The organism is Sphaerisporangium fuscum (assembly GCF_018531465.1).
Taxonomy (GTDB): Bacteria; Actinomycetota; Actinomycetes; order Streptosporangiales; family Streptosporangiaceae; genus Sphaerisporangium; species Sphaerisporangium fuscum.
Window position 1 is genome coordinate 67,689 of sequence record NZ_JAHDTF010000005.1, and the last position, 13,847, is coordinate 81,535.

General features: G+C 70.6%; 13 protein-coding genes. 2 read left to right on the top strand and 11 right to left on the bottom strand.

Going from position 1 to position 13,847, the window contains the following annotated elements; translation table 11 throughout:
• Nucleotides 1-9: 9 nt before the first annotated feature.
• Nucleotides 10-1,251, bottom strand: coding sequence for an IS256 family transposase (locus tag KIK05_RS07620; protein WP_214409876.1), 1,242 nt, complete (start codon nucleotides 1,249-1,251; stop codon nucleotides 10-12).
• Nucleotides 1,252-1,394: 143 nt separating this feature from the next.
• Between KIK05_RS07620 and KIK05_RS07625 the strand changes: the two genes are divergently transcribed.
• Both KIK05_RS07625 and KIK05_RS07630 read left to right on the top strand, forming a co-directional pair.
• Entirely contained in the window at nucleotides 1,395-2,249 is an 855-nt protein-coding gene (locus KIK05_RS07625) for a transcriptional regulator (RefSeq protein WP_214409877.1), read from the top strand.
• 17 nt (nucleotides 2,250-2,266) lie between these two features.
• Entirely contained in the window at nucleotides 2,267-2,851 is a 585-nt protein-coding gene (locus KIK05_RS07630; RefSeq protein ID WP_214409878.1) for an HD domain-containing protein, read from the top strand.
• Between the two features lie 220 nt (nucleotides 2,852-3,071).
• Here the strand turns inward: KIK05_RS07630 and KIK05_RS07635 are convergent, their stop codons facing one another.
• From KIK05_RS07635 to KIK05_RS07680, 10 genes are all read right to left on the bottom strand, one after another.
• Entirely contained in the window at nucleotides 3,072-4,091 is a 1,020-nt protein-coding gene (locus KIK05_RS07635; RefSeq protein WP_214409879.1) for a TolB-like translocation protein, read from the bottom strand.
• A 3-nt stretch (nucleotides 4,092-4,094) separates the two neighbouring features.
• The gene (locus KIK05_RS07640; protein ID WP_214409880.1) at nucleotides 4,095-4,778 is read right to left on the bottom strand and encodes an acyltransferase; all 684 of its coding nucleotides are present in this window, start codon (nucleotides 4,776-4,778) and stop codon (nucleotides 4,095-4,097) included.
• Between the two features lie 35 nt (nucleotides 4,779-4,813).
• Nucleotides 4,814-5,776 carry a glycosyltransferase family 2 protein gene (locus KIK05_RS07645; protein ID WP_214409881.1) on the bottom strand — a complete coding sequence of 321 codons (963 nt, stop codon included), beginning with the start codon at nucleotides 5,774-5,776 and terminating at the stop codon, nucleotides 4,814-4,816.
• Between the two features lie 19 nt (nucleotides 5,777-5,795).
• Entirely contained in the window at nucleotides 5,796-6,992 is a 1,197-nt protein-coding gene (locus KIK05_RS07650; RefSeq protein WP_214409882.1) for a hypothetical protein, read from the bottom strand.
• A gap of 72 nt (nucleotides 6,993-7,064) precedes the next feature.
• Nucleotides 7,065-7,826: a WecB/TagA/CpsF family glycosyltransferase gene (locus KIK05_RS07655; protein ID WP_214409883.1), complete on the bottom strand. Its 762-nt coding sequence runs from the start codon at nucleotides 7,824-7,826 to the stop codon at nucleotides 7,065-7,067.
• A 61-nt stretch (nucleotides 7,827-7,887) separates the two neighbouring features.
• Complete coding sequence (locus KIK05_RS07660; RefSeq protein WP_214409884.1) at nucleotides 7,888-9,246, bottom strand: MFS transporter; 1,359 nt, start codon at nucleotides 9,244-9,246, stop codon at nucleotides 7,888-7,890.
• Nucleotides 9,246-10,118 carry a dTDP-4-dehydrorhamnose reductase gene (gene rfbD / locus KIK05_RS07665; protein ID WP_214409885.1) on the bottom strand — a complete coding sequence of 291 codons (873 nt, stop codon included), beginning with the start codon at nucleotides 10,116-10,118 and terminating at the stop codon, nucleotides 9,246-9,248. The genes KIK05_RS07660 and rfbD overlap by 1 nt, the downstream gene beginning before the upstream one ends.
• Nucleotides 10,115-11,083: a dTDP-glucose 4,6-dehydratase gene (gene rfbB, locus KIK05_RS07670; RefSeq protein ID WP_214409886.1), complete on the bottom strand. Its 969-nt coding sequence runs from the start codon at nucleotides 11,081-11,083 to the stop codon at nucleotides 10,115-10,117. Before rfbB ends, rfbD begins: the two co-directional genes overlap by 4 nt.
• Nucleotides 11,080-12,147 (bottom strand): glucose-1-phosphate thymidylyltransferase, encoded by a 1,068-nt coding sequence (locus KIK05_RS07675; RefSeq protein ID WP_214409887.1) that lies wholly within the window; start codon nucleotides 12,145-12,147, stop codon nucleotides 11,080-11,082. Before KIK05_RS07675 ends, rfbB begins: the two co-directional genes overlap by 4 nt.
• Entirely contained in the window at nucleotides 12,147-13,610 is a 1,464-nt protein-coding gene (locus tag KIK05_RS07680) for a sugar transferase (protein WP_214409888.1), read from the bottom strand. Before KIK05_RS07680 ends, KIK05_RS07675 begins: the two co-directional genes overlap by 1 nt.
• Between the last annotated feature and the right edge of the window lie 237 nt (nucleotides 13,611-13,847).

Here is a 13,847-nt window from a genome sequence, read left to right on the forward strand (position 1 = left end):
TTCTGCAGGTTAAGCGGTGAGGGTTTCCGGGAGGTGTTCCTGGTCCGGTGTGTCGCCGGGGATAACCCGTAGGCGGGCTTTGGCGAGGACGTCGAGTCCCATGTAGCGGCGGGTCTCGGTCCACTCGTCGGTCTGTTCGGCCAGCACGGCGCCGACAAGGCGGATGATGGCGGCCCGGTCGGGGAAGATGCCGACGACGTCGGTGCGGCGGCGGATCTCCTTGTTCAGCCGTTCCTGGGGGTTGTTCGACCAGATCTGCTTCCAGATCTCGCGCGGGAACCGGGCGAACGCGAGCAGGTCCTCCCGCGCCTGATCCAGGTGATCGGCAGCCGCCGGGTACTTGGCAGCAAGCGCGTCGATGACCCAGGCGTGCTGAGTGCGGACCTGCTCTGCGCTCGGCTGATCGAAGATGGTGCGTACCAGGGTGGCCACCCACGGCTGCGCCGACTTGGGGACGGTGGTGAGGAGATTGCGCAGGTAGTGGGTCCGGCATCGCTGCCACGACGCCCCGGGCAGGGTGGCGCCGATCGCCTCCACCAGTCCTATGTGGGCATCAGAGATGACCATCTGCACCCCGGACAGGCCGCGGGCGACCAGGCCGCGAAGGAACGCCAGCCAGCCGGCGCCGTCCTCCCGCGAGGTGACGTCCATGCCGAGGATCTCCCGCTGGCCGTTGGCGTTCACCGCGGTGGCGACCAGGGCGTGGACGTTGACGATCCGCCCGCCTTCGCGGACCTTCTGCGTCAACGCGTCCAGCCACACGAACGCGAACGGCCCGCCGTCCAGGGTTCGGGTGCGAAAGGCCTCCACCTGCTCATCGAGCACCTTGGCCATCTGCGAGACCTGGCTTTTGGAGATGCCGGTGATGCCCAGCTGCTCTACCAGCTTGTCCACCCGCCGGGTCGAGACGCCCAGGAGATAGCTGGTGGCGACCACGCTGACGAGGGCTTGCTCGGCCCGCCGCCTGCGTTCCAGCAGCCATGCCGGGAAGTAGGAGCCCTGCCGCAGCTTGGGGATGGCGAGCTCGACGGTGCCTGCGCGGGTGTCCCAGTCCCGAGCGCGGTAGCCGTTGCGGGAGTTGGTCCGTTCGCTGCTGCGCTCGCCGTAGGAGGCGCCGCACAGTTTGTCGGCCTCGGCGGACATCAACGCCTCGGCCATGGTCTTCACCATGGATCGCAACAGATCCGGGTCGTCGATCTGGATCTGCTTCGCCAGCCAGCCGGCAGGGTCCACACTGTTGTTCGCGGCCATCGCTTTCTCTCCTTCGATCTTGATGTCGCAATCACGAAGGATCACGCGATGGCCGTCTTCATTTCACGACGCCACGCCTCTATCAGCGGAAACTCTTACACCACCTCCGTGGACGCAACCACCGACTGTTGTCGGAGCTCGACATGTCGATTGAGGCAGACCGATTTGTTGGATATGTACTGAGCCCTGAGTCCACGAAAGCCAACCGCGGCGAGCACCCACTAGCCTCATGGGTGATCACGCGCCCCTTTACCGATCTTGTAGCGTGGCCGTTCACCAAGCTGACGCCATCCGCCGTAGCAGGTGCTGTGCGAAGGACCGGTCGCAGGGGGCCGGTAGCGTCGTCACCATCCCTCTTCCCGGACGAAGAAAGGCGCTTTTTCGAGCACCTCAAGGTGGTAGCGGAACATGCTGACGTTGATCAAGTCAGCGGAATGCTCCTACGCCGCCAAGCACACTATGTCGCCAGTTTCGATGAAAGTAGCGACACAGCCGACTGGCTTGCAACCATGCAACGCACAGAGGAACGGCGAGCGTCTCGGACGAATGAATGGACACCGTCGTGGGCTGTTGTCCGGTCCGGAGCCCACACGTTAGCAAGACTCGGCGATCGGGAGGCTCTCCAGCACTTCATCCAGGTTCGACTGGCCGACGATGTATGTGAACTGGCGAATCTGAATTACTGGGCCTACTGGCTGGGTGAAGTCAACGAGCCGCAGCTGGCCGACACGTTCATGGTGGATCTCGATCCGGAGACGTGGCACGGGGTCAAACTCTTCCGACATCTGATCGGCAAGCTTTATTCCACCAACCCCTACGTCGACGTCATAGTTCACACGCTATGGGCGTTGGTAATGCTCCGACCTGCGATACTGCGGGTTCCCACAGCCGGCAACCTCCACCAAGCCGCCATCCGTACGTTGGATGAGGCCGTGGTGTCCATGCAGTCTCGACGGGAACTGGAGGCAATCATCTACGCTCTCCGCATGATTCGCTGAGCCTGAGAGGGGACATCATGGCGGAGGAGTTGGCCCGGCTGACCGACCTGCTGTACGAGATCGGCCTGCTCAAGCGCTACAGGCGTACAGGTTGGCTGGTTGCAGGGGTCCGGGATCCGGAGAGCATCGCTGATCATTCTTTCCGGACTTCGATCATCGCGGTCGTGATCGCAGCACTGGAAGGCGGCAATCCGGAGCGGGCGGCGCTCTTGAGTCTCCTGCATGACACCCAGGAGACCAGGACGACAGATATCCCTCACATCGGGAAGCGCTACGTGAAGGCCACCGCCAACAAGGACATAACCGCCGACCAGACGCGCTGCATCCCCGAGTCGGTAGGCGGGATGATCAGAGGCGCAGTGAGCGAGTACGAAGAGAGGTCGAGCCTCGAAGCGGTCTGCGCTCGTGACGCCGACAAACTGGAGTGCTTGATCCAGGCTCTGGAATACCGTGAGCAGGGTAATCAGAACATGCAGCCGTGGATCGATAGCTCCCTCGCATCGCTCAAGACGGCTTCTGCGAAACGCCTCGCGGACGAAGCGCTGCGTACGGGGTCGCTCGACTGGATGACACGCGTCCTTAATGGAAACCAGGAAATCTGATCCTCATTCAAATGAGGGTTCGGTGACCTGTCCGGCTCCCATCCGGGCTCTGGATGGGAGCCGTGTTCGCCTGGTCACCTGCCACATCGGCCCCAGGCCTTGGCGCTATCGTCGGTCGCCACCATTACTTCGACGGCACATTTGCGGGTCGGCGAGTCGTGAGTGAGGCGAGGGGCGCCTTGGATAAAGCGCGCCGAAGGCACCTTTTTCAGGGAGCCGATCACCCGGACCGGGCGGGGGAGAAGGCGTCCTTGGCCAGGGTGGCCGGGGTGCCGGAGCCGTCGGCGGGGACCTTCCAGACGTCGGTGGTGTCGGCGCGCAGGCGGGCGTACATGACCGTGTGGTCGTCGTACCAGGCGGCCTGGTCGTCGACGTTCGCGGTCTCCGCCAGCGCGGTCTCGCGGCCACTGCGCAGGTCGAGGACGTGCAGGCGCCACGGGCTCGACTGGTCGCCGGTGCGCTTCTTGTACGCCAGCCGGGTGCCGTCCGGCGACAGCGAGGGGCACTCGGGTCCCTCGCGGACGACGTTCATGCGCCCGGCCGCGAAGTCGCCCTTCACGAGGTACACGCGTCCGGCGGTCGAGGCGGTGGCGTAGAAGGTGTTGTCGTCGGAGGTGAAGGTGACGCCCCAGTAGTTGAGGTCGACCGCGCGCTCCGGTTCGCCGTCCTTGTAGAGCGTGAACGTCTCCAGGCTGTTCACCACCTTGCCCGTGCGGGTGTCGAGGATCCCCGTGCGGGTGGCGAAGCCGACGCTGAGGTAGGAGTCGCCGGTGGTGAAGACCGTCCACGAGACCATGCGGCCGTCCGCGGAGACCCGCGCCCGGCTCGGCACGCCCGGCAGCGCCACCCGGCGCACCTCGCGCAGGTCGCCGTCGAGGATGATCGCGTCGGACTTGGTGACGACGCCGGGCACGACGCGCAGGCACACGGCCGTGCGCTCGGCGGCGTAGAAGCGACGGCAGCTCACGCCGGTCGACCGCGCCGGCCCCTTGCCCGCGTCGCCGATCGCGTACACGATGCCGCTGTCCGCGCCGGGGCCCGCCCGGACGACGTACAGGTCGTCGCTCTCGCCGAGCTTGACCGGGACGGGGGACGGGACCCCGGCGCCGCCGCCGGCCCGCGCCGCGGCCACCGCCTGGCTGTGCTCGCGCGATCGCAGGACCACGACGAGGACGGCGGCCACGAGGACGACGGACGCGACGGCGGCGACCGCCAGCCGAGCCTTGGGGGAAAGCCGCATGGGTCAGTCGGAGCCCTCGGCGGATCCGCCGGGCCCGGCGGTGCCCGGGCTCTCCGTCGAGCCGGTACCAAGCTCCCCCGCCTTCGCGGGAGCGGGGCCGGTGAGCGTGCCGTCCTGTTCGGTGTAGAGCTCGCCGGTGGACGGGCAGCGCCAGCGGCCGTCGCCGAGGTCGGCCAGGGGGACGCCGGCGCGGCCCACCCAGCCGATCCTGCGGGCGGGCACGCCGGCGACCAGCGCGAAGTCGGGCACGTCGCGGGAGACCACCGCGCCGGCCGCGACCAGCGCGTGGCGTCCGATGGTGCGCCCGGCCACGATCACCGCACGGGCGCCCACGGAGGCGCCTTCGCGCACGGTCACTCCTTCGGCGGACCAGTCGCCGTCTCTCTTCAGGGCGCCTTCGACGTCGGTCGACCGGGGGTACATGTCGTTGGTCAGGACGGCGGCCGGCCCGATGAACACGCCGTCCTCCAGAACGGCGGGCTCGTACACCAGCGCGTAGTTCTGCAGCTTGACGTTGTCGCCGACGATCACGCCGGGCCCGACGTAGGCGCCGCGGCCGAGGATGCAGCCCCGGCCGAGCACGGCCTTCTCACGTACCTGGGCCAGGTGCCAGACGGTCGTGCCGTCGCCGATCTCGGCGGCCGGGTCGACGTCCGCGGTCGGCGCGATCCTCACTTCGGTTGCCATCCCTGTCCTTCGCTCCGCGGCCTCGGAATACCTGTTCACGTGCGAGCGCCGGACCAGCCCTTGGTCCACTGGCCGCGCGCCCGCCACAGGCCGCGCCAGTCGTCGGCCTTGGTGGTGGGCCTGCCCTGCCGGTCGGCGCCGGGCGCGCTCATGAAGCGGCCGGCGAGCGCCCGCAGCAGCACCCCCGCCTTGAGGAACGTGACGCCGAGCCCGCGCAGCACCGGCGGGAAGTGCCGCCGTACGAGCGTGACCTTACCGGTGAACAGCAGCACCTGCTTGCGCAGGGAACTGGACGACGACATGCCGGCCGGGTGGACGAACGTCGCGGCGGCGGTGACCGACGGCCGGTACCCCGCGGCCGCGGCGCGCAGGCACATGTCGGCGTCCTCGGCGTACATGAAGAAGCTCTTGTCGAACCCGCCCAGCCGGTCCCAGACCCGCCGGTCGACGAGCATCATGCCGCCGGTGACGATGGGCACCCGGCGCACCTCGTCCGGCGCGCCGCTCCACGGGCGGGGCGATTCGGGGTCGAACCTCGGGCGGCCGGGGAACAGCGTGCTCAGCCCGGTGCCGAAGCAGAACAGCGACCACAGGGTGGGCCTGCCCCACCACGAGCGCGGATCGGTCTCCCCGGTCTCGGTGAGGCACCGGCCGCCGGCGATGCCGACCGCGGGGTCGCGCCGGGCGAGGTCGACCAGCACGCGCGGGGTGTCCGGGGACACCCGGGCGTCGGGGTTGACGAACAGCAGGTAGTCGCCCTTGGCGACCTCCGCGCCGGCGTGGCAGCCCCGGGCGAAGCCGTCGTTCACGTCACGCGCGACCACCCGCGCCCACGGCGCCAGCTCCCGCACCTTCTCGACGGTGCCGTCGCCGGAGGCGTTGTCGACCACGATCAGTTCGGCGTCCATGCCGGCGAGGGCCTTCTCGAGCGCGGCCAGGCACGTGCCGACGTACGCGCCGGAGCGGTAGGTGAGGACGACGACGGACAGCTCGGTCACGAGGTTCCCCTCCGCGCGATCATCCTTCGGTCCCGCGCAGGTCGCACAGCCAGGCGTACAGCAGCCAGCCCAGCTCGTACGGCCGGCACTCGCGGTCGACGGCCACCGGCGGGTAGACCTTGTCGAGCACCGACAGGCGGGCCCCCTGCATCACGCGGGTGGCGGCGGCGCGGGCCCCGCGGACGACCTTGCGCGGGTCCTCGCGGGCGGCCTTGCGCCAGGTGAGGTCGAGCTCGGGGAGCACCAGCCTCTCGCCGGTCTCGGGGCGCTCCAGCATCCAGCGCAGGCCGAGCGCGATCTCGTCCATCCGGAGCCGCCCGCCGGCGTCGGCGAGGTCGAGGAGGGCCATCGGCCCCATGGAGAGCTGGTGCACGCTGTAGACGGGGTACCCCTCGACGACGGCCCCCGAGCGGGCGTCGTAGTGCCACCACCACTGGCCCTCCGCGCCCTGCGCGGCGCAGATGCCCTCGGACACCTGCTCGGCGGCGCGCAGCGCCTCGGCGTCGCCCGTGAGGGCGTGCAGGCGGGCGAGCGCCTGCAGGGGGTACACCTGGTCGGCGAAGCAGCCCACGTGGGCGCGGTACCAGGGCACCAGGGGCCCCGCGGCCGGGCCGAGCACGTGCCGGTAGAGCCGGTCCTCGGCGAGACCGCCGAGGATGCGGGCCCGCGACCGCTCCAGGCGGGCGTCGGGGACGTCCCCGCCGGCCTTGCGGGCCGCGACGAGGCCGGCCAGGGCCCAGGCCGCCTCGACGGTGTACACCTGCGCGCCGTCGCTCAGGGCGTCGTCGAGGCGTGCGAGGTGCTCCAGGGCCGCGGGCAGCTCGGGATGGCCGGTCTCGGCAGCCGCCCACGCGATCAGCGCGGCGTCGCCGAGCCCGGTGACCTGCGGCAGCCGCTTCACCAGCCGTCCGGCGAGCTCCAGGGCCGTCTCACCGGCCAGGGCCTGGCGCTGGCGCTCCTCGGGCAGTGTGTTGACCCCGAGGGCGACGATGGCGGTGTAGCGGACGCTGCGGCCCTCGGGCACGGCCGTCCACTTCGCGTCGGCGCCGTCGCCCTCGACCCGGCCGCGGCGGGTGAAGACGAACTCCCCGTCGACGTAGCCCGGAGGCAGCCCGCGCACGGCGAGGTCGACCATGTCCGTCACGAAACCCGGCAGCGGATCGGAACCACCGGCCTGGCCGGGGCCCAGCAGCGCCATGCGGCGGCTCGGGGTCACGTTGTCCTCCTTCATCTGGGTGGAACGCATCTGGGTGGCGCGTCTACTGGGACGGCGCGTGTGGGGCGGTGCTCATCGTCTCCGCCGCAGGCGTTCCCGGGCGAGCATCAGCAGGAAGGCCGCGTTGGTCTTCAGGTAGCGCGGTCCGAGCCGCATCGGTTCCTGCAGGAGCCGGTAGAGCCATTCGAGGCCGAGGCGCTGCCAGGCGCGGGGGGCGCGGCGTGTCTCCCCGGCGAGGATGTCGAAGGAGCCGCCCACGCCATGGATGATCTTAGCCCCGGTCGTCTCCCCCCACTCGCCCACGAAGATCTCCTTCTTCGGCGAGGTGATGCCGAGGAAGAGCATGTCGGCGCGGGTCGCGGCGATCTCCCGGGCCACCTGCCCGGCCTCGTCGTCGGTGAAGTAGCCGTCGCGGGCGCCGGCGACCACCAGCCCCGGGAACCGCCGCCGTACCTCGTCGAGCACCCGGGACAGCACCTCGGGACGCGCGCCCAGGAAGTACACCCGGTGCCCCCGCCGCGCGCCCTCGGCGAGCAGTTCGAGGAACAGGTCGATGCCCGCGACCCGCTCGGGCAGCGGATGCCCGAGCACCCGGGACGCCCAGACGACCGCCTGCCCGTCGGCGAGGACGAGGTCGCAGTCGAGCACCGACTCGCGCAGCATGGCGTCCCCGCGCATGTTGACGATCTTGGCGGCGTTCACCACGCCGATGCTGATCCGGCGGCCGTCGTCGATGGCGTCCACGCACCGGGCGACGACGTCGCGCATGGTCAGCGCGTCGAGGACGGTGCCGAGTACCACCTGCCGCCCCGGAGTTCCCTGGACCGCGCTCACCGGGACGCTCCCTTCGGCCCGCGTCCTGCCCGCATCGGGGCACTCGCCCGCCGCTTCGCGGTCATGCCGTTTCCTTTCCGCGCGCTGCTCCGCGCGCGAATCTCCCGGAGAAAGGCGACGATCCCCCGCGGAGGAGGACCGCCGCGAGGACCAGGGCGAGGCCGAGCCCGGTGGCCATCGCCGCGAGGGCGGGCCGGGGGCCGAGCAACGTCCACAGCGCCCCGAAGCACCAGGCCCCGGCCATCGCCGCGAGGGCCTGGCCCGTCTGGACGATCGCCAGCCCCATCGTGCGCCGCTCCTTGGGCACCAGGGGCCCGGCCAGCGCGCTGACGACGCCGTCGGTCGCCGCGTAGCCGAGGCCGCGCAGCCCGAGCGCGGCCACGAGCGCCGCGACGCCGCCCCCGAAGATGACCAGCAGGTAGCAGGCGAGCACCGCGAGGTAGCCGCCGAGCATCACCCGGGAGGGGCCGTAGCGGTCGGCGAGGCGGCCGAACGGCATCGCGGCGACCAGGTACGCGGCCGAGATCCCGACCGGGACCAGCGGCAGCCAGTTCGCGGCGATGTCGAGCCGCTGCTGCGCCAGCAGGGCGAGGAACGCGTCGCTGATCGTCATCAGCGACAGCGGCAGCACCGCGATCACCACCCGCCGGAACGGCGCCACGCGCAGCATCCCGGCCGCGGCCCCGAAGGTGAGCCGCTCCTTGCCGCCCTTGTCCGGCATCGAGGGCATCTCGGGTTCGCGGACGAACAGGGCGAGCACCAGCACACCCGCCAGCGCCACGCAGAAGCTCACCGAGAACACCGAGTCGTAGGCGTCCAGGGTGAGCCACAGGACCCCGAACGTCGCCAGCGGCCCGAGCAGCGCGCCGGCCGTGTCGAGGGCGCGGTGGAAGCCGAACGCCCGGCCCTGCCCGTCGTTCGGGGCGCTGAGCGAGATGATCGCGTCCCTCGGCGCGGTGCGCAGGCCCTTGCCGGTGCGGTCGACGCCGATGACCAGGCCGATCAGCGGCACGTTGGTACCGGCCGCCAGGAAGCCCAGCTTCGTGACGGCGGACAGCCCGTATCCGGCCCCGGCCACCGCCTTGCGACGCTGGAAGCGGTCGGCGACGTGGCCGCCGACCAGGCGCAGCACGGCCGTCGCGCCCGTGTAGAGCCCGTCGAGCAGGCCGAACTGGATGGTACTGACACCGAGGTGGAACACCAGGTAGAGCGGGAGAACGGCCGTGATCATCTCCGAGGAGATGTCGGTCAGGAAGCTGACCATGCCGAGGGCGAGAACGTTGCCCACGACGATCCGCCCCGCGCCGCCCGGACCTCGCGGCCCTGCGGCCTCGCCACCGCCACCGGGCGGCGGCGGCCCGTCCGCGCCGTCCCCGGACGCCTTGTCCGCGTCGTTGCGCCGCGACTCCGACAGGTACATCAGGCGCGGCCTCCGGCGATCAGCGGCCAGGCGGCGTGCAGGGCCTCGCGCCAGTGGCGCATCGGGGTGAGGCCGGCCGCCGCCCAGGAGCCGTGGCCGAGCACGCTGTAGGCGGGGCGCGCGGCGGGACGTGGGAAGGCGTCGGCCCTGGTGGGCCTGACCCGTCCGGGGTCGGCGCCGAGCAGCGTGAAGACCTCGCGGGCCAGCTCGTACCAGGTCGCCTGGCCCGAGCTGGTGCCGTGGTAGACACCCGGCGGCGCGTCGGCGCGCGCCAGCCGCAGCAACTGCGCGGCGAGGTCGCCGGCCCAGGTCGGCTGGCCGAGCTGGTCGTCGACGACGTCGACGGTGTCCCGCGACCGTTCGAGCGCGATCATGGTGCGGACGAAGTCGCGCCCCGTCGTGCCGTACAGCCAGGCGGTCCGCACGACGTAGCCGCTGTGCGGCAGCGCTCCCAGCACGGCCCGTTCGCCCGCGAGCTTGGTGCGGCCGTAGGCGTTCACCGGCGCGACCGGGGCGTCCTCCCGGTACGGCGCGCGGGCCCTACCGTCGAAGACGTAGTCGGTGGAGATGTGGAGCAGGCGGGCGTCCACCTCGTCGCATGCCTCGGCCAGCGCGCGCACGCCGTTGCCGTTGACCGCGAGCGCGTCGATCTCACGCGCCTCGGCGTCGTCGACGGCCGTCCAGGCGGCGCAGTTGACGACGGTGTCGGGCTTCTCGCGCCGTACGACCTCGCGCACCCCGTCGGGATAGCGCAGGTCGAGGCGGTCGCGGCCGTAGGCGAGCACCTCGGGAGCGGCGGGGTCGGCGGCGAGCTCGGCGACCAGGGCGGTTCCGAGCATGCCGCTCGCGCCGGTCACGAGCAGCCGGTTCACCGGACGCCCTTGAGGTGCTTCCACCAGGAGGGGTTGTCGGCGTACCACCGGACGGTGGCCGCGATGCCCTCGTCGAACCCGGTCGCCGGGGCGTATCCCATGGCCCGCAGCTTGGAGTCGTCCAGCGAGTAGCGCCGGTCGTGTCCCTTGCGGTCGGGCACGCGCTCGACCATGCTCCAGTCGGCGCCCACCTCGTCGAGCAGGCGCTGGGTGAGCTGCAGGTTGGTCAGCTCGGCCGTCCCGGCGATGTGGTAGATCTCGCCCGGCTCGCCGCGTTCGGCCACGAGCTGGATGCCCCGGCAGTGGTCGTCAACGTGGATCCAGTCGCGGACGTTCCCGCCGTCCCCGTACAGCGGGACCTTCCGCCCCTGGATGAGGTTCGTCACGAAGAGCGGGATGACCTTCTCCGGGAACTGGTACGGCCCGTAGTTGTTGCCGCAGCGGGTGAGCGACACGGGCAACCCGTGGGTGACGGCGTACGCCAGGGCGATAAGGTCGCCGCCCGCCTTGGCCGCGGAGTACGGCGAGCGCGGGCGCACCGCGGCGTCCTCGCGCCAGGAGCCCTCGTCGATGGACCCGTACACCTCGTCGGTGGACACCTGCACGACCTTCGGCACGGCGGCGTCCAGGCAGGCCTGCATCAGCGTCTGCGTGCCGAGCACGTTGGTGCGCACGAAGTCCGCCGGGCCGTCGATCGACCGGTCGACGTGCGACTCGGCGGCGAAGTTGACCACCAGGTCGTGCCCGGGCACGACCTCGGCGAGCAGCCCGGCGTCGCAGATGTCGCCGTGCACGAAGTCGTAGCCGCCGTCGGCCGGCTCGAGGTTCGCGAGGTTCCCCGCGTACGTCAGCGCGTCGAGCACGGTGACCCGCGCCCCGGCCAGTGCGGGGTAGCCGCCCGCGACCAGGGTGCGGACATAGTGCGACCCGATGAAACCGGCGCCGCCGGTTACCAGAACCCTCATGAACTGATCTGCACCTTGCTGTGATCGCCGAGCACCAGCCGGTGGGCTCTCGGGGTGTTGGGAGCGGGCGTGACCTCGACGTCGTGCCCGATCAGGGAGGCCTCGATGCGGCGCACCCCGTTGATTGACGCGCGGCGCAGCAGGATCGAGTACTCGATTTCGCTGTCCACGACGTGACAATCCTCCGCCACCGAGGTGAACGGCCCGATGTAGGAGTCGCGGACGACCGCTCCGGCGCCGACGATCACCGGCCCGACGACGCGGGAGCCGGACACCGTGGCCCCGGCCTCGACCACGACCCGGCCGATGATCTCGGAGGCGTCGTCGACGGCGCCGTCGAGCCGCTGCTCCAGGTCCTCCAGGACCAGCCGGTTGACCTCCAGCATGTCGGTGACGTTACCGGTGTCCTTCCAGTACCCGGAGATCACCGTCGACTCGACGCGCCGTCCCGTGTCGATCAGCCACTGGATCGCGTCGGTGATCTCCAGCTCGCCCCGCCAGGACGGCTTGAGGGCGGCGACGCCCTCGTGCACGGCCGGGGTGAAGAGGTAGACGCCGACCAGCGCGAGGTCGCTCTTCGGCTGCCTGGGCTTCTCCTCCAGCCCGATCACGCGCCCGGCGCCGTCGAGCTCGGCCACTCCGAACTGGCGAGGGTCGCCGACGCGGGTGAGCATGATCTGCGCGGCGGGACGGTCGGCCTGGAACCGCCGCACCAGCGGCTCGATGCCGCCGACGATGAAGTTGTCGCCGAGGTACATGACGAAGTCGTCCTCGCCGAGGAAGTCGCGGGCGATCAGCACCGCGTGGGCCAGTCCGAGGGGGGCGGCCTGCCGGAGATAGGTGACCTCCAGGCCGAACGCCGCGCCGTCGCCGACGGCGGCCTCGATCTCCTCGTGGGTGTCCCCCACGACCATGCCGACCTCGCGGATGCCCGCGGCGGCGATGGCCTCCAGCCCGTAGAACAGGACCGGCTTGTTGGCGACCGGCACGAGCTGCTTGGCGGAGGTGTGGGTGATCGGCCGCAGCCGGGTGCCCGAACCTCCGGCGAGCACGAGTGCCTTCATCAGTACGCCCCTCCGCCGTGGACGACGGCCGCCCAGGTCTTCCACAGGATCTGCAGGTCGAGGATGAGCGACCAGTTCTCGACGTACCGAAGGTCGAGACGGACGGATTCCTCCCACGATAGATCGGATCGACCGCTCACTTGCCACAGTCCGGTCATTCCGGGCTTGACCACCAGGCGGCGGCGCACGTCGGTGCCGTACTGCGCGACCTCGTCGGGCAGCGGGGGACGCGGCCCGACCAGCGACATCTCGCCGCGCAGGACGTTCAGCAGCTGCGGCAGCTCGTCGAGGGAGTAGCGGCGCAGGAACCCGCCGATCCGGGTGATCCTTGGATCGTTCCTCATCTTGAACAACACGCCGTCGAACTCGTTGTCAGCGAGCAGCTCCAGCTTGAGCTTCTCGGCGTCCCGCACCATCGTGCGGAACTTGAAGACCTGGAACTCGCGCCCGCCCCGCCCGACCCGCGTCTGCTTGAACAGCGCCGGCCCGGGGCTGGTGATCCGGACCAGGGCGGCGATCACGAGCATGGGGAGCGCCAGCACCAGCAGCACCCCCGTCGCGAGCAGCCGGTCGAACAGGGTCTTGATGAGCTGGCGGGTGCCGTCGAACTCGGGGTGCTCCACGTGGAGCAGCGGCATCCCGGCGACCGGGCGGATGCTCGTGCGCGGCCCGGCCACGTCCATCAGCGCGGGGGCGACGAACAGTTCGGTCCCCTTGGTCTCGATGCTCCAGGCCAGCCGGCGCAGCGCGGCGCCGTCCAGCTCGGGGCAGGCCAGCACGGCGACGGCGTCCGCGGAGACCTTGTCGGCCACGGTGGCGACGTCGGCGAAGTCGCCGTAGACCGGCACGCCGTCGATGTCGAGGCCGTTGCCGGGGAACTGGCCGGGGGGCAGGCAGGCCGCGACGACCCGCATGCCGTGGTACGGCTGGCGCCGGAACTGCATCACCAGGTCGAGCACGGCCGTGCGGTGCCCGACCGCCACCACGCGGCGGAGGTACTCGCCCTCGGCGCGCCGCCGGTGCAGGCGCTTGCGCATGCGGTACCGGAACAGGAGCGTGAGAACCGTCGCGAGCGGCAGCATGGCCATGACGTAGCTGCGCGCGATCATGGTCTGCGTGGCGTACGCGCTGATGGCCACGGCGGCCGTCAGCCCCACCCCGCCGTCGAAGACCCCGCGGAACTCCTCGCTGCCCTCGCCGTGGCTCTTCTCGCGGTACACCCCGGCAAGGGCCATGGCGGCCGGCCACGCCAGCGCGAGGCCGAAGCCGAACAGCAGCTCCGACCAGGGGATGAACGCCCCCAGCCAGAGCCGGAAACCCATGACCGCCTCGCATGCGATCATGGCGCAGGCGACGTCGCCCGCCATGAGAGCCCGCATATAGGAGCGCGTCCAGATGCTCGACGCAGTCAGCGGGCCCATCGAGAGGATCGCGGCATCGCGCTCCTCCAGCCCCACCCTCATGCCCACCCCTACCCTGCTCGCACCGATCGTGCAGATAGCAGACGGCCGTTGCGCCCCTTTGGTTGACACATGACTCTGGGACATCAGAGCGCGGTTGTCCGTTCAAATACTAAAGATCGTTATAAACAGGCGAAATAGCCGGGCATTGGCCACAATCGGCCTCGTTTCGGGAGTCCCAGCTCCCTTGACGGAACGGTCCAAAGCCGTGTAGGCACGCCGAGCAGGACGGCCGGCGGC